This is a genomic window from Methanosalsum natronophilum (genome assembly GCF_024808815.1).
Taxonomy (GTDB): domain Archaea; phylum Halobacteriota; class Methanosarcinia; order Methanosarcinales; family Methanosarcinaceae; genus Methanosalsum; species Methanosalsum natronophilum.
On the sequence record NZ_JANUCS010000001.1, the window covers coordinates 245439 to 261522 of the forward strand.

The following is a 16084-nucleotide window of genomic DNA, read 5'->3' on the forward strand; positions in this document are numbered from 1 at the left end:
CTAATTCACACTCCCATATACAGAGTAAATGCTATAACCCACACAAGATTCAATACTGAGAGGGGAAACAGCTTTTTCCAGCTCAGGTCAACTACCTGATCTATCCTAAACCTTGGAACAGCCCATCGGAACATAAGTATGAATATCATCACAACTGCAGCTTTACCTAACAATACTGCTGTAGGTACAATAAATCCTAGAACTGGATTCGCTGTCAGTGCACCTGGAATGAATCCTGGTATGTTCCAACCACCCAGGAACAATAGACTTATTAAGAACGATCCGAGCACTACATGCATATATTCTGCAAAGAACCCGAGCCCAAACCTCATTCCACTATATTCAGTCACCCAACCGGCAACCAGTTCTTCCTCGGCTTCGGTCTGATCGAAAGGCAATCGTCCCATTTCCGACATGGAAGCTACAAAGAATACAATAAAACCAATCGGTTGAAGCACAATGTACCAAATAGGGTCTTGGATTTTCACAATCTCGATTATATCAAGACTGTTCGCCATAATTGCAACACTGATAACACTTATTATCAAAGGTACCTCGTATCCTACCATTCGTGCAAAGTTCCTGAATGCACCAATGAGTGAATATTTATTATTAGAACCATAAGCTGCCATGAATATACCTACTAAAGATATAGATGACATTGCCTGAATGTATAGAAGACTTATATCCATTTCAGCTGCAACTATTGGATATACGGTATCATTGATCACAACCGCACCAAAAGGTATGGCTGCCAACATTAGAAAAACTGAACCAAGCATCACCATAGGAGCTGCAACGAACAGTACCCTATCGGCCTTTATTGGAATAATATCCTCTTTTGTGAACAACTTAATAGCATCGGCAACAAGTTGTAATACACCAAACTTACCTACCCTGTTAGGCCCGATCCTATGCTGAATATCACCAGCTATCTTTCGTTCCATCCACACAGCTATCATTCCAAAAAGGAATATCAAGCCAACAAACACAAGACCGATCAAACTTCGAAACCAGGGATTATTATAAATTTCTACAAAATCCACCATCATGCTCACCTATCCACTTCACTGGTACAACCATCCATACTACCAGCAATCGCAGTCACATCAGCTATCGATTCTCCACGAATCAATGGAGGTAATGCTTGCATTGTAGGGAACACTGGCCCTCTCACTTTCACACGATGAGGTTTATCTGAACCATCTGAGACCATGTACATACCCATCTCACCTCTAGGATCTTCTACTCTAAAGAAAACCTCACCTTGTGGTACTCTCATCACTGGTGTCCTCTTGCTATAAGGTGTACCTTCTGGGAACAGTGGACCTTTAGGAAGCTGGTCAAGTGCCTGTTCTATTATATACATACTTTCTCTGATCTCATCGATACGAACCTTGATCCTAGCAAAGATATCACCCTCTTTCTGAGTACATACATTGAAATCGAGTTCATCATAGACAAGATATGGTTCATTTCGTCTAATATCAAAAGGAACACCTGTAGCACGAAGTGCAGGTCCTGCAACACCATATTCTTTTGCAATCTCTGGGGTAAGTACTCCTACACCAACTGACCTCTCTTTAAATACAGTATCACTTTTAAGCAAACCCTCATATTCATCACAGGCTTTTCTCACACTTTTAAACACTTCATCACATTTTTCCTCAAAGCCTTCAGGAATATCGCCTCGCACACCACCGAACCTAAGATAGGAATGTGTGATCCGTGCACCTGTTAACATCTCTATTAATGTAAGCACATCTTCTCTATCCTTAATAGTGAACATGAACATGGAAGAATAACCAATAAAGTGTCCAAACTCTCCAAATCCAAGTAAATGACTCTGCATCCTGGAGAGTTCCTCAGCGATCACACGAATATATTTCGATCTTGGTGTGGGTTCAATACCTGCAAGACGTTCAACACATCCACAGAAAACTTCTTCGTTGGAAAGTGCAGCAAGATAACACATCCTATCAACTATCGTGATTCCTTGAAGGTATGTCTTGCTTTCAAGTATCTTTTCAATCCCTTTATGGATATACCCGACCTCTACATCAAGATCCACTACGGATTCACCATGCAACTTGACATTGAGCCTGTAAGGACCCGGTTGCATTGGATGTTGTGGACCTATATGAACTATCATTTCAGAAGGACTTGTTTTATCAAACATTTCTACTCCTTGCCTCCTCACACCAGGTTCTTAGCAGTGTTCTGAGGGAACCCTTCATAATCTTTCCTCAACGGCCATTCGCCAAGCATCTCTTCTGGTAAAACGAGGTGCCTTAAATCTGGATGGTTGATATACTTGACCCCAAACAATTCATAGTTCTCTCGCTCATACCAGTTAGCATTCCAATAAACTTCAACAATAGACTCTATCTCAGGATTATCTCGAGGAAGGATCGCTTTTAATGTCAATACGACCGGATGAATATATGATGCGATATGGTATACGTTCTCCAACTCATCCCTATCAATATAATCTACAACCGATTCACATGACAAATGGTCAAATTGTAGGTTATCTTTCAGGTATTTGCAGACATTAACCACATCTGATGCTGATACGTATGCAGATATCCTTATATCAGAGTCTATTAAGGTATTAGATATTGAATCTGGAAATTCAGTACTAATAGAATCAATAATTTTTTTTGCGTCCATTATATAACCTCAATATTCACTGCCTTTATCTTTCTTTGCCTCTATTTTCTTTTGAAGCTGAATAAATCCTTCAAGTAACGCTTCTGGTCTTGGTGGACAACCAGGTATGTACACATCTATCGGGAATATCTCCTCAATGTTTTGTACAGTACTATACGATTGGTAAAAAGGACCACCACTAATAGAACAATCACCCATCGCCAAGATCCATTTCGGTGAAGCCATCTGATCCCACAGTTTCTTAAGTGCAGGTAAGTATTTCTTGGTTACATAACCACTGATAACCATTACATCAGCTTGTCTTGGCGAGTTCCTTGGAATTATACCAAACCTATCAGTATCATAATGAGCACATCCTGTAGCTATCATTTCCACACCACAGCAACCCATAGGTTGTGTCATGAACCAAAGTGAGTTCTTTCGACCCCAATTAATGAAATCCTGTGCTGGTGTCTTCTTTAAAAAATCACTTATTGCATTGGAAGTTGTTGTCATAACTCCAGGTATACTCTCTGGACTTTGCGCTTTTCTCAAATCCACTTTTTTTTCTTTCTGATTCACTTCTCCCATTGAAGCCCCTCCTTTTTCCATAGGTAAACGAATCCAAATAGGAGAACTGTTATGAAGATGAGCAGTTCAATCGTCAAAAGTGCAGCTATATCATAGCCTACAAAAACGACAGACCAGGGGAACATAAAAAGTACTGCTACGTCAAAAATAACAAAAGATATCGCATATAGATAATATTCGACTTTGAACTGTATCCTTGCTTCACCTGTAGGATCCGACCCAGATTCATAGGTATCGAACTTTGTTTCACCCGAACTACGGGGACTCAAGACATTCACGATGAACATCGTTATAAAAGGCATAATTATTGCCACTACTAAAATGATGGCAACTGGGATGTAACTATCAATTATTCCTGCCATTATATATCACCTGATGATATGAATCGTAGAATAGCTATTTCTATATAACTATTTCCAAATTATAAGATTAAATACACAGATTATGATAAAATTCAATTTATTTGAAATTAGCTACTTTCAGTTAACAAATATCAATAAATTACATAAATAATAAAATTAATCTCAAGTTTTCTGTTAGAATGAACTATAATATGTTCAGTTGCATCTTCGATAACAAATATATATGAGTTAAAATATTAACCATGTTAAAATAGTATAAATGCACAGGTGGAGGAAAGTAAGTGCCTGTGCATTCACTTTAATCAGCTACTCAAGCAACAAACGACAAGATGCAGTTAACATCATCTGTAAACTGCTAATCGGTAAGAAACTAAAAGAGTTTCTGAACATACATCTTATAACTGGTACTAGCACAGTTATAATAATAAACATATTTTTTTTCTACATGATAAATATGTGGAATGCGGTAATTTGAACCTAATATCAAAGTTAGTATGATGTACCATGAAAATCAATCATTTATGTGTTGGATGCGGGCAATGTACCACTTTCTGTAAAAGAGGTGCAATTGAAGTTTACGGAAAAGCAAATATTACCAGCAAATGTACCAAGTGTGGGTCATGTATACCTTACTGTCCCCTAAAATCAATAGAGGTAATATCTTGAAAGCTATAGTCATAGGTGCAGGGCTTGGTGGGCTACTAAGCGCATCAAAGCTTGCAAGGAATGGGTTCGATGTCGAGGTTTTCGAACAACTTCCAATGATCGGTGGTAGGTTCACTAATATCGAATATAAAGGATATAAGTTATCTACAGGTGCTTTACACATGGTACCTCACGGTCCAAGTGGCCCTCTTGCCCAACTTCTTGATGATGTAGGTGCTGAGGTAGAGATTATTAGATCAAACCCAATGTCATCTATTAGAATACCTATAAATAATGATCTAACAGATTATTCACAGGGTTACAGAGATATCCCATTCAATCATTTCACTAAACCTTTCTCGTTAATTAACAGGTTCAAGATCGCCTTTTATACGAGTTACACTAAACTATTCCCACCAAATAATGGTAGCTTTAAAGACTGGTACACAAAACATCTTGATGAGGACTGGACACACCGCATCGCGGAATCGTTCTGTGGATGGTCATTGAGTCTTCGAAGTGAAGAATTACCTGTACAAGAAGCATTCGATATTTTTTCTAAACTGTACAGGTATAGTGGTTCAGGTATACCACTTGGAGGATGTGAGGGTATCACCAGATCATTAGAGAAGGTGATAATTGAAAATGGTGGCAAGATACATACTAATAGCGAAGTCACTGAGATTTTAACCAAGGATGGTAAAGCTTGCGGTATTGTGTGTGAAGGAAAAAAATACAGTGCTGATATAATTATCAGTAACCTTGGGCATAAAGAAACACTACCATTATGTAATTCAATGGAGAATGACCCAGAGTATATTGAAAGGGTCAACCAATTAAAGCCATCTGCTGGTATCAAGATATGCTTAGGGTCCAGTGAACCACTTATAGGTCATTCAGGAGTTGTACTCACACCTTACTGTCAGCGTATCAACGGAATGAACGAGGTAACCAACACTGACCCAACACTTGCACCCGGCGAAAATCATCTTATCATGACACATCAGTGTATTCCTAAGGATAAACTTGATTCTCTAGAAAAGGAGATCGAGATAGGATTAAGAGATATCAAGACAATGTTCCAGGGTAAAGATTATGAAATACTTTTAATCCAATCATACCATAACGGATGGCCAGTGAACCGAGCAGGTTCAGGTCAAGATATAGGTAATTCCACACCAGTACAAAACCTGTTCATTGTAGGAGACGGTGCAAAAGGTCATGGTGGTATTGAGATCGAAGGAATTGCCTTGGGTGTAAAAAACACTATGAAAATGATTCTAACATAACATGAAGTGGTAGAAGGAATTCGGTCAATGCCCAGTTTTGTTACTTTTGCAAAAAATGTATTCATACCTGTAACTAATATATGCAGGAACAATTGTGGTTATTGTGGTTTCAAACGTGAATTGAATGACCCCGAAGCTAAACTAATGACCCCTCAAGAAATAGCTCCCATACTAAGCAAAGGAAAAGAACTTGGGTGTAGTGAAGCACTGTTTACTTTTGGTGAATGTCCCGAAGATGTCAGTGGATTCTCTTTTCTTCTTGAAGAGCTGGGATTTTCAAATTATATAGATTATATTATTTATTTATGTGAACTTGCAATCGAATCCGGTCTACTCCCACATACCAATGCAGGAATTATTGATTATAATGACCTGAAAAGATTGGGTGAAGTCAATTCTAGTCTAGGCTTAATGTTAGAAACAACTGCAAACCTACCATGTCATCATGACTCACCCGGTAAAAGACCCGAGAAACGAGTTGAAGTTCTAAAAAATGCAGGTAAACTTAGAATACCTTTCACTACAGGCATTCTTGTTGGTATTGGTGAAACGAGAACTGATCGAATTAATTCATTGAAAGTCATATCTCAATTACATGAACAATACGGTCATATCCAGGAAGTGATCATTCAGAACTTTAAACCAAAAATAGGAACTGGTATGGAGAATAAACCTAACCCAAAATCCAGTGTTATGATAGATACCGTGAAATTAGCTCGTGATATACTTCAGGACGAGATTGCCGTCCAGGTCCCACCAAACCTAATAGAACCTAGAATACTCATCAGTGCAGGAGCTACTGACCTGGGTGGTATCTCACCTGAGACCATTGATTGGATCAATCCAGAATCAAGCTGGCCATCAGTTGACAGGTTACAGGAAATGGTGGGAAATGATATAACACTTCGTGAACGTTTACCAATACATCCTCAATATATAGATAAAGGATGGTATAGTAGTAAAATCGCAGAACTTATAACTAAACTTAATTTCAAAGGTTACAAGAGAATAGATAGTTAAACTACGAGATGATAGGATGAAATACAATACATCCACAATTCCTGAAGATATGATCGAACGTGCATTTAAAGGTCATATCGATCAAGAAGATGCGCTAGAACTAGTCAGTTCAAACCCACATGAACTTTTAACACTTGCAGATAAGTTGAGGTACGAAACAATAGGAGACGATGTGACCTATATTGTGAACCGCAACATCAATTTTACAGATCGATGTATTGGTACATGTAAGTTCTGTGCATTCAAAGAAAAGTCAAGTTACCTCTTTACACCAAGCCAGATCATGGACCGAGTTGTGGATGCAGTGAACTTGGGTGCAACTGAGGTTTGTATTCAGGGAGGACTCCTTAACAACATTGACCTTGGTTTCTATCTTGACATTCTTGACCTCATAAGACCAAAATACCCTGACCTTCATATCCATGCATTTTCTCCAATGGAAGTATATCATGCTGCAAACCTTAGTGGTATTTCTGTTAAAGAAGCATTAAGTACACTCAAAAAACACGGTCTTGATACAATGCCTGGAACTGCAGCTGAGATCTTATCTGAAAGGGTTCGAGAACTTGTATGTCCCGATAAAATCACAACAGATGAATGGATAGATGTTGTTACCACAGCACATAAACTAGATATACCTACTACCTCTACTATGATGTACGGACATATTGAAACATTAGAAGAACGTATAGACCACATGTTCACTATCAGGTCTATACAAGATAAAACCGGTAAATTCACCGAATTCGTACCTCTACCCTTTATGCCATACAATAATCCTTTAGGAGCTCAGATGCTAAACTCTGGGCAATATATGGTCTCAGGTACATCTGACCTTAAAATGCATGCACTTGCACGTATAATATTCCATAATCGATTAAACAATATTCAAGCAAGTTGGGTGAAGTTAGGTAAAAAAATGGCGCAGTTTGCATTACAATGTGGGGCAAATGATCTTGGAGGAACTTTGATGGAAGAAAAAATATCAAAATCAGCGGGTTCAAAACACGGTGAGTTCATCTCAACTGATGAATTCGAATGGATGATACATGACGCTGGTAGAAATCCGGTTAAAAGGAACACAGTATATGAGAGGATATAATATGCGAGCAGTTATACCCTATAAGAAAAAGAACGCTAAATCAAGATTATCACCCGTATTCTCACTTGAAGAACGGGAAGAACTCGTAGAATTGATGTTAAAGGACGTATATTATACTCTGAGTACAGCAGGTATTGAGGATATAGATATACTCACTACCCCTAATAGCGATATCACCTCAGAACTAGATGCGAATATAATAGAAAATGAGAACGACCTCAACTCCGCTATCAATAGTTACCTATTTTCACTTAATGAACCCGTAATGATAGTAATGGCAGACCTCCCACTAATCACACCAACCCAAATAATGGATATTATGGAAAATGATGCCGATATTCTAATAGTTCCCGGCAAGGGCGGGGGCACAAATATCCTAAAAATCAAAAACCCTGTTGGATTCCATGTGAAATATTACGGGTCGAGTTACAATACACATTGTTCAATAGCCCAACAACTGGCCAGAACTGTGGAAGTATACGACTCGTTTAGAGCAAGTACTGATATAGATGAACCTAGTGACCTTGTAGAGCTCATGATACACGGTACTGGCCTTGCAAAAGAATATATCAATAATAAGTTCATAACAAGTCCAGGTAAAGGTAGGGTAGCTATTCTTGCAGATACATGTAAAATAGTCTCTGAATAACTAGGATTCGATTGGATATAATTAACAAGAATTATAACTAAAAAAAATGTATAGTGGTGCAAGATAGATAATTAGGTGATTGTTGGTGACTGTTAACGTTAATAGATACAAGTGTGGATACTGTGGTGCCTGCGTGGCCGTATGCCCTAAGAGTTCATTAGAACTTATAGAAACCTGGATAGAGGTGAATAACGATTGCAATTCTTGCGGGATATGTACAAAAGTATGTCCTGTTGGAGCACTTAGGCTTGGGGGTGAGTAAATGAAAGATGAATATGATGTAGTAGTTGTAGGTGCGGGTCCAGCAGGCTCGATAGCTGCAAAGAACGCTGCTTTAAAAGGACTAGATGTACTACTCATCGAAAAAAGACAAGAGATAGGAGATCCTGTAAGATGTGCAGAAGGTGCAGGTAAATTCAATTTAAAACAACATATTGAACCTGACCCCCAGTGGATCTGTGCAGACCTCACGGGATCACGTATCTATTCACCAGACGGTACCATGATAGAAATGGCAGAAGAAGTAGCTGGCGGTGAAGTAGGTTATGTGCTCGAAAGAAAAGTATTTGATCGGGCATTAGCCCAGGAAGCTGCAAGGGCGGGTGCTGAAGTTCAAGTGAAAACACGAGCTACCGGTTTAGTGATAGAAGACGGGTTCGTTACAGGAATAAATGTTATGCGAATTGGTGAAGAGCATACCATCAAGACAAAAATAGTTATCGCAGCTGACGGTGTAGAATCTAAGGTTGCACGCTGGGCAGGAATTGATACTACATTAAAACTTGAGGATATTGAAACCTGTACACAGTATTTGGTCGTTGATAAGGATATAAACCAGAACTATTGTCATTTCTATCTAGGTAATGAGATCGCACCTAGTGGTTATATTTGGATATTCCCGAAAGGTAACGATAAAGCTAATGTTGGTATTGGTATCCTTGGGAGCGAGGTCACGGAAGATATGCGACCAGTGGATTACCTAGACACATTCATAGAAAACAAATTTCCTAACGCCAAGATAATTGAAATGGTAGTTGGTGGCGTACCGGTATCAGGTAGTATCCATAAAAGTTATACTAATGGCCTAATGGTAGTAGGAGATGCAGCACGACAATCCGATCCTATAACAGGTGGCGGGATAATCAATGCAATGGATGCAGGTAAGATTGCAGGTGAAGTTGCAGCGGAGGCCGTAAAAGTGGGGGACTATTCCGAAAACATGCTAAAAGAATACGAAACCCGATGGAAATCCATTATTGGCAAGGAGATAGATTGCAGTCTTATAGTCAAGAACAATTTCGTTCATTTCACAGATAAGCAATTAAACTCATTAGCATATTCCTTAAAGGACGTGAATTTCACTAGCATGAGTTTAATGGATCTGTTATTCGCTCTATTCAAAGCCAATAAAAAACTATTATGGGACCTTAGGGTCATTTTCAAGGACGTTGTCAAGAACGATATTGATTTCAAGTATCGATCCGAAGTCAAATCATCTAAATGAAGAAAAAACTTTTTCTTTATTTTTCTCTTTTTTTATTACAAAAAATCCAACCCTTAGTTCAAATTTCAATCACCTATTTCTCCAGAATTCGGGTGTCAGCAATACAAGTACTGTAAATATTTCAAGTCTGCCTACCAGCATATTAGCTGTAAGAACAAGTTTACCAATATCAGGTACTGCACTATATCCTTCCATAGGACCCAATATCCCCAATGCAGGCCCGACATTACCCAATGTAGCTATTGATGCTGATATTGCCGATATCATGTCAAGACCTAGTAGTGCCAGGATCACTGCACCTATCACAAATATCAGGAAATATATTAAAATAAAGGCCATTATGGAATTCAATACATTATCAGTAACCTTTGCACCATTGAACTTAATTTGTTTTATTGCACGTGGATGTATTGTCTTGAAAATCTCTCGTTTAGCATACTTTGACAACATTAATATCCTGACCATCTTAATACCACCAGCAGTAGACCCAGCAGACCCACCAAAGAACATCAAGACCAATAAAGCCATTCTAGCCGAATCTGACCACTGATTAAAGTCAGTTGATGCATAACCTGTTGTCGTAGTGATGGATATTACCTGGAATGCAGCGTATCTGATAGTATCGAATAATGACCCACCAATATCTCTCCATAGAATTAAGATCAACAGTGACGTTGCTGCTAACAATATAAGTGCATAGAGCCTGAACTCCTCGTCACGAACCAGACTTCTACTATTAACAAATATTGTGCGGTAATATAAAGCAAAATGTACACCGCCAATGAACATGAACAGTATAATAATCCATTCTACTGTTGGATTCTGGAACGCAGAAATACTTTCAGAATATGGAGAAAATCCACCACAAGCTATAGTAGTGAACATATGTGTAACTGAATCATATAATGAGAGACCTGCACCCAATAAGAGAATCACTAGTACTACTGAGAACCCTATATATATCTTCCAGAATACCATTGCAGTATCCTTGATACGAGGCTTGATCTTATCTTCACCAGGTCCAGGTAGTTCTGCTTTGAATAGGTCGCGACCACCCACACCCAATTTTGGGAGTATTGCAATAAATAAAACAATAATTCCCATACCACCAAGCCATTGTGTCATGTTTCTCCAAAATAATAGACTTAATGGATATTGTTCAATATCAGTTAAGATCGTAGCACCGGTAGCTGTAATACCTGACATCGATTCGAACAAAGAATCTATCAAACCTATCCCTGATAAGTAATAAGGTATTGTACCAAATAATGCTGCAAGTAACCACGTGAATGCAACTATAGCAAAACTTTCGCGTGCATGCCATTCACCTTCCGACCTTGTGTTAAGGTACAATATGACACCAGTACCTGATGTCACTAAGATACCAACTAAGAACGGAAATATTGGTTCTTGATAATAATAGGCTAAGGCCAAAGGTATGCTCATAAGCATACCCAGAAAAGTTAGTAACCTGCCAATTACGTTAAGAACCACATGGTATTGCACACAAGTCACTCCTTTTCACTTGAACAGATGTTTTAAGACATCAAGATCTGATTGTAAAGAGAACATTACCAACCTATCACCATCAAGAACTCTAAAATCACCACTGGGTACAATAGTAAGTTCACCACGAACAACCATACTAACAATCACTCCTCTTGGAAATGGTATCTTTTCAAGGGTTTTACCCTCAATCCTCGATCTTTTAGTGACAGTATATTCCACAACTTCCGCCTTTTCACCTTCAAGTGTTGCAATTGCCTGCATACTTGTTCCCATAGTGAACTTGAACACTTCCTTGATTGTCGAACCCCGAGGACTTACTGCACTATCAACACCTACCATCTCGAACAAAGACACATATTCTGGTCGGTCAACACGTGCAATCACTTTCTTGACACCGAACTGTTTAGCAATCAATGAACATAACAGGTTCTTCTCATCACTATCAGTTACTGATATCACTACATCCATATCAGCAATATTCTCTTCTTCCAAGAGCTCAACATCAGTACCATCACTGTTGAGTACAAGTACATCAGGTAATCTATCAGAAACAAAATCACACCGTTCCCGATCCATCTCAACAATCTTGATATCAAAATTTGACTCATATATCATGTTAGCAAGATAAAACCCAACACTACCACCACCAATGATCATTATCTTATTTCTTTTATGTATAGTCTCTCCAAACAATGAGCGAATATGATCCATCGAAGAAGCTTTCCCAATAACAACTATCCGGTCATTCTCCATAACCAAATCTTCACCATGAGGTATTAACACATCTTCATCCCTAAAAATTGCACTTACAATACAATCATCACCAAAATCAATATCCTTGATCTTACTGTTAACCATCGCATTATCCTTATGTACAACAAATTCCAACATCTCAACTTTGCCTTCAGCAAAGAACTGAAGGTCAATTGCCGATGGCACTGATAATACGTCGGCTACCTCAGAAGCTAAAGTGAGTTCAGGACATATCATCACATCAATACCAATAGATTCACGTTTAGCTACAGGTTGATCGATATAGTCTGGATTACTTACCCTAGCAATAGTAATAAGTTTATTATCCTTATATTCACGAGAAATTATCTTCGATGCCATGCATGCAACAATGTTAACCTCGTCAATACCCGTAACAGCCACTAAAAGGTCAGCATTTTTTAGGATGTCGGTAAGAATGCTTGCATTTGCACCATTGTTCTGTATTACCTGGATATCAAGACCATTTGCACGTTCACATGCATCCTCATCATTATCAATAACAATAACATCATTATCAAGATATAGAGCTTTGGCTATATGGTACCCAACCTCACCTGCTCCAACTATCACTATCTTCATTAGAACGCCTCTGATCAATTAATAGAAGAAATTCATTTATGTGTATAATAAGGCATTCCATATAAAACAAGTTATAATTAAATGTTATTGTATAAAAAAAAGAATATCAGTCCTTTTTGCGGCCTGATACTTTCTAGAGTGCATCTTTGACCTTATCAAAGATATTGCGAGAACCCTTATGAGAAGACTCGGTGTTTACACCTGTTTTCTCATTCTGCGTCTCGGTTTGCGGGTCCTCTTCTTCGAGTTTTTTGAGTAATTCCTTTTGAGACTTTGTAAGGTTTGTAGGTGTACGTACAATCACTCTCACGTGCTGATCACCTTCACCACGACCCTGTAACCGTGGCATGCCTTTCCCCTTAAGACGGAATAATGAATGTGTCTGTGTACCTTCAGGTATGTTCATCTTAACCTTACCATGTAAGGTTGGCACCATAATAGAATCGCCGAGTGCAGCTTGTGTGAACGAAATGGGTACCTCGTACACAATATCATCACCAAACCTCTCAAACTTATCATGTGGTTCAACGTTAATGAACACGTAAAGATCACCTGGAGGCGCACCGGGTTCACCAGCTTCACCTTCACCACGTACCATCAGTCTTACACCAGTATCAGCACCTTTTGGTACTTTCACCGATATCTTTCGAACCTTCTTAACCTTACCATTACCCCTACATTCAGCACATGGTGTATCGATGATACGACCTTCACCACGACAGTCTCTACAAGGAGTCGTTGTCATGAACCGTCCAAATGGTGTGTTCTGGGCACGAGTAACTTGTCCTCTACCCTGACATGTAGAACATGTCTTGGGGTCAGTACCCGGTTTAGCACCACTACCACCACATGTCTCACAGTTCTCCATCCGGGGCACATTTATCTTCTTCTCAGTACCGGTCGCAGCTTCCTCTAATGTGATGGAAAGATCGTACCTTAGATCCGAGCCCGGAGTGGGTCCACGTCTCCTTCGTGACCGTGCACCTCCACCACCAAAGAACATATCAAAGATATCACCGAGTCCACCCATCTCACCGAAGATATCACCGAAATCGGCATTCCTGAATATATCTTCTTCAGTATACTGACCATTAATACCTGCATGCCCAAACTGATCATACTTTTTCCTTTTCTCAGGGTCTGACAGCACAGCATAAGCTTCAGATATTTCCTTGAACTTATCTTCGGAATCAGCTTCCTTGTTCCTATCAGGATGATACTTCATTGCAAGCTTCCTATAAGCTTTCTTGATATCTTCTGCTGATGCATCCTTTGATAATCCAAGTATTTCGTAATAATCACGTGCTGTTGTCATAAGAATCCCTATTAGAATGAATTGAAGTACTATTTTATTTTAGATTTAGTTTAATTTAACAGTACTTCTTTTCCTATTTTTATTTTATTGTGTTGATTTTCGTATCGAATATGAATTGAAGTGGATAAGAATCTTATTTCTTATCCTCTTCTACATCCTCATATTCAGCATCAACAACATTCTCATCATTATCAGCCTGTGCGCCTGCCTCAGCCTCAGCACCTTCACCAGATTCCTGAGCAGCAGCTGCAGCAGCTTCCTGTGCTTTCTGATACATTGCACTGGACACTTCATAGACCGCATTCTGTAATGATTCGGTCTTACTCTTAACATCCTCTATATCGTCACCTTCAAGAGCCGTCCTGAGTTCAGTCATACCTGACTCGATCTTGGTCTTCTGTTCTTCAGTAACAATATCTTCAGCTTCTTTGAGTGTCCTTTCAGCAGAATTGATCAGAGATTCAGCATTGTTCCGGGTTTCGATTTCCTCTTTACGCTTCTTATCCTCTTCAGCATGCTCTTCAGCGTCCTTGACCATCTGCTCGATCTCTTCATCAGATAAGCCACCTGGTTTATCAATTGAGATAGATTGATTTTTACCGGTACCCAGATCTTTCGCATTCACATGCAGTATACCATTAGAATCAATATCAAATGTTACCTCAATTTGTGGTACCCCTCGTGGTGCTGGCGGAATTCCTTCAAGCGTAAATCTTCCCAATGTCTTATTAGCAGAGGCAATACCCCTTTCACCTTGGAGTACATGTATTTCAACTGATGTTTGATTATCGGCTGCAGTAGAGAATATTTGGCTCTTCTTGGTAGGTATGGTAGTATTACGTTCGATCAATGGTGTAGATACACCTCCAAGTGTCTCTATACCCAATGTCAATGGAATTACGTCAAGTAAGAGTACATCCTTCATCTCACCAGTAAGTACACCTGCCTGTATTGCAGCACCCATTGCAACAGCTTCATCTGGGTTTATGTTCTTGTAAGGTTCCTTCCCCACAAACTTCTTGACAGTCTCGTATACTGCAGGTATTCTGGTAGATCCACCAATAAGTAGTACTTTATCAATATCGTTAGGTGTGAGTTTAGCGTCACTTAATGCCTGCCTCATAGCATGTAATGTCTTCTCAAGCAAATCCTCGGTCATCTTCTCAAACTGTGTTCTTGTAATATCTATATCAACATGTTTTGGTTGACCATTAGAATCAGCTGTAATGAAAGGTAAATTGATATTACTAGTAGTTACACCAGAAAGTTCGATCTTAGCCTTCTCAGCTGCATCGGTTACTCTCTGTAATGCAGACTTATCCTTGGAAAGATCAATACCTTCTTGTTTATTGAACTCAGCGATCACATAATCAACTATCCTCTGATCAAAATCATCTCCACCAAGACTGGTATCACCGCTTGTTGAGAGTACTTCGAATACACCATCACCCAATTCGAGCAATGATACATCAAATGTTCCACCACCAAGGTCATAAACCAATATCTTCTGATCACCTTCAGATTTATCCAGACCATAAGCAAGTGAAGCTGCTGTAGGTTCGTTGATTATCCTCTTCACTTCAAACCCAGCGATCTTACCCGCATCCTTTGTAGCCTGTCTTTGAGAATCATCGAAATATGCAGGTACTGTAATCACAGCTTCATTGATAGTTTCACCAATATAAGATTCTGCATCCTCTTTCATCTTCCTTAGAATCATGGACGAAATCTCTTGTGGTGTATATTCCTTATCCTGTAACTTAACACTATAATCAGCTTTCCCAATATGTCTCTTAATAGAATAAACTGTATTATTAGGGTTAGCTACAAGTTGCCTCTTAGCTACCTGTCCCACAAGTTTCTCACCTTTCTTCGAGAACCCTACAACTGAAGGTGTTGTCCTACCTCCCTCAGCATTCGGGATAACACTAGGTTTCCCACCTTCTATAATAGCCATACATGAATTAGTAGTACCAAGATCTATTCCTAATATTTTTCCCATATTATATCTCCTCACTTTTCAATTCTGTTAATTATATAATGTATCGTATTTAGATCAATTCAAATAACAATTGATAATAAATGTTTTTTAT

The 16084-nt window shown here is 39.0% G+C and carries 16 protein-coding genes; 7 read left to right on the forward strand and 9 right to left on the reverse strand.

Annotation, left to right across the window (positions count from 1 at the left end):
• Positions 1-5: 5 nt before the first annotated feature.
• The 5 genes from fpoH to J2T59_RS01270 are packed head-to-tail and all read right to left on the reverse strand — an operon-like array spanning position 6 to position 3605.
• Entirely contained in the window at positions 6-1052 is a 1047-nt protein-coding gene (gene fpoH, locus J2T59_RS01250) for a F420H2 dehydrogenase subunit FpoH (protein ID WP_259133242.1), read from the reverse strand.
• A 2-nt stretch (positions 1053-1054) separates the two neighbouring features.
• Positions 1055-2179 (reverse strand): F420H2 dehydrogenase subunit FpoD, encoded by a 1125-nt coding sequence (gene fpoD, locus J2T59_RS01255; RefSeq protein WP_259133244.1) that lies wholly within the window; start codon positions 2177-2179, stop codon positions 1055-1057.
• Positions 2180-2196: 17 nt separating this feature from the next.
• Entirely contained in the window at positions 2197-2673 is a 477-nt protein-coding gene (fpoC, locus tag J2T59_RS01260; protein WP_259133246.1) for a F420H2 dehydrogenase subunit FpoC, read from the reverse strand.
• A 9-nt stretch (positions 2674-2682) separates the two neighbouring features.
• A complete protein-coding gene (gene fpoB, locus J2T59_RS01265) occupies positions 2683-3243 on the reverse strand; it encodes a F(420)H(2) dehydrogenase subunit B (protein ID WP_259133249.1) in 561 nt (186 codons plus the stop codon).
• Positions 3231-3605, reverse strand: coding sequence for an NADH-quinone oxidoreductase subunit A (locus J2T59_RS01270; RefSeq protein ID WP_259133250.1), 375 nt, complete (start codon positions 3603-3605; stop codon positions 3231-3233). Before J2T59_RS01270 ends, fpoB begins: the two co-directional genes overlap by 13 nt.
• 504 nt (positions 3606-4109) lie before the next feature.
• Between J2T59_RS01270 and J2T59_RS01275 the strand changes: the two genes are divergently transcribed.
• The 7 genes from J2T59_RS01275 (at position 4110) to J2T59_RS01305 (ending at position 9814) form a co-directional block, all read left to right on the forward strand.
• Positions 4110-4271, forward strand: a complete 162-nt coding sequence (locus J2T59_RS01275; RefSeq protein ID WP_259133252.1) for a 4Fe-4S binding protein — start codon at positions 4110-4112, stop codon at positions 4269-4271.
• Positions 4268-5539, forward strand: a complete 1272-nt coding sequence (locus tag J2T59_RS01280) for a phytoene desaturase family protein (protein ID WP_259133253.1) — start codon at positions 4268-4270, stop codon at positions 5537-5539. Before J2T59_RS01275 ends, J2T59_RS01280 begins: the two co-directional genes overlap by 4 nt.
• A gap of 27 nt (positions 5540-5566) precedes the next feature.
• Positions 5567-6559: a 7,8-didemethyl-8-hydroxy-5-deazariboflavin synthase subunit CofG gene (gene cofG / locus J2T59_RS01285; protein WP_259133254.1), complete on the forward strand. Its 993-nt coding sequence runs from the start codon at positions 5567-5569 to the stop codon at positions 6557-6559.
• A gap of 16 nt (positions 6560-6575) precedes the next feature.
• On the forward strand, positions 6576-7661 hold the full coding sequence (cofH, locus tag J2T59_RS01290) for a 5-amino-6-(D-ribitylamino)uracil--L-tyrosine 4-hydroxyphenyl transferase CofH (RefSeq protein ID WP_259133255.1): 1086 nt from the start codon (positions 6576-6578) through the stop codon (positions 7659-7661).
• Between the two features lies 1 nt (position 7662).
• Positions 7663-8310, forward strand: coding sequence for a 2-phospho-L-lactate guanylyltransferase (gene cofC, locus J2T59_RS01295; RefSeq protein WP_259133256.1), 648 nt, complete (start codon positions 7663-7665; stop codon positions 8308-8310).
• Positions 8311-8395: 85 nt separating this feature from the next.
• The gene (locus tag J2T59_RS01300) at positions 8396-8572 is read left to right on the forward strand and encodes a 4Fe-4S binding protein (RefSeq protein WP_259133257.1); all 177 of its coding nucleotides are present in this window, start codon (positions 8396-8398) and stop codon (positions 8570-8572) included.
• Complete coding sequence (locus J2T59_RS01305) at positions 8573-9814, forward strand: NAD(P)/FAD-dependent oxidoreductase (protein ID WP_259133258.1); 1242 nt, start codon at positions 8573-8575, stop codon at positions 9812-9814.
• 69 nt (positions 9815-9883) lie between these two features.
• Here the strand turns inward: J2T59_RS01305 and J2T59_RS01310 are convergent, their stop codons facing one another.
• The 4 genes from J2T59_RS01310 to dnaK form a co-directional block, all read right to left on the reverse strand.
• On the reverse strand, positions 9884-11320 hold the full coding sequence (locus J2T59_RS01310; protein ID WP_259133259.1) for a TrkH family potassium uptake protein: 1437 nt from the start codon (positions 11318-11320) through the stop codon (positions 9884-9886).
• A gap of 15 nt (positions 11321-11335) precedes the next feature.
• Positions 11336-12676 (reverse strand): Trk system potassium transporter TrkA, encoded by a 1341-nt coding sequence (trkA, locus tag J2T59_RS01315; protein WP_259133260.1) that lies wholly within the window; start codon positions 12674-12676, stop codon positions 11336-11338.
• Positions 12677-12809: 133 nt separating this feature from the next.
• Positions 12810-13991 (reverse strand): molecular chaperone DnaJ, encoded by a 1182-nt coding sequence (gene dnaJ, locus J2T59_RS01320; RefSeq protein WP_259133261.1) that lies wholly within the window; start codon positions 13989-13991, stop codon positions 12810-12812.
• A 133-nt stretch (positions 13992-14124) separates the two neighbouring features.
• A complete protein-coding gene (gene dnaK / locus J2T59_RS01325; RefSeq protein WP_259133262.1) occupies positions 14125-15993 on the reverse strand; it encodes a molecular chaperone DnaK in 1869 nt (622 codons plus the stop codon).
• Positions 15994-16084: the final 91 nt, after the last annotated feature.

What these genes read in the sequence shown, in the direction of transcription:
- fpoH (WP_259133242.1), bottom strand. Translation starts at nt 1,052, where the DNA reads ATGATGGTGGATTTTGTAGAAATTTATAATAATCCCTGGTTTCGAAGT.
- fpoD (WP_259133244.1), bottom strand. Translation starts at nt 2,179, where the DNA reads ATGTTTGATAAAACAAGTCCTTCTGAAATGATAGTTCATATAGGTCCA.
- dnaK (WP_259133262.1), bottom strand. Translation starts at nt 15,993, where the DNA reads ATGGGAAAAATATTAGGAATAGATCTTGGTACTACTAATTCATGTATG.
- fpoB (WP_259133249.1), bottom strand. Translation starts at nt 3,243, where the DNA reads ATGGGAGAAGTGAATCAGAAAGAAAAAAAAGTGGATTTGAGAAAAGCG.
- cofH (WP_259133255.1), top strand. Translation starts at nt 6,576, where the DNA reads ATGAAATACAATACATCCACAATTCCTGAAGATATGATCGAACGTGCA.
- J2T59_RS01305 (WP_259133258.1), top strand. Translation starts at nt 8,573, where the DNA reads ATGAAAGATGAATATGATGTAGTAGTTGTAGGTGCGGGTCCAGCAGGC.
- trkA (WP_259133260.1), bottom strand. Translation starts at nt 12,676, where the DNA reads ATGAAGATAGTGATAGTTGGAGCAGGTGAGGTTGGGTACCATATAGCC.
- dnaJ (WP_259133261.1), bottom strand. Translation starts at nt 13,991, where the DNA reads ATGACAACAGCACGTGATTATTACGAAATACTTGGATTATCAAAGGAT.
- fpoC (WP_259133246.1), bottom strand. Translation starts at nt 2,673, where the DNA reads ATGGACGCAAAAAAAATTATTGATTCTATTAGTACTGAATTTCCAGAT.
- J2T59_RS01275 (WP_259133252.1), top strand. Translation starts at nt 4,110, where the DNA reads ATGAAAATCAATCATTTATGTGTTGGATGCGGGCAATGTACCACTTTC.
- cofC (WP_259133256.1), top strand. Translation starts at nt 7,663, where the DNA reads ATGCGAGCAGTTATACCCTATAAGAAAAAGAACGCTAAATCAAGATTA.
- J2T59_RS01270 (WP_259133250.1), bottom strand. Translation starts at nt 3,605, where the DNA reads ATGGCAGGAATAATTGATAGTTACATCCCAGTTGCCATCATTTTAGTA.
- cofG (WP_259133254.1), top strand. Translation starts at nt 5,567, where the DNA reads ATGCCCAGTTTTGTTACTTTTGCAAAAAATGTATTCATACCTGTAACT.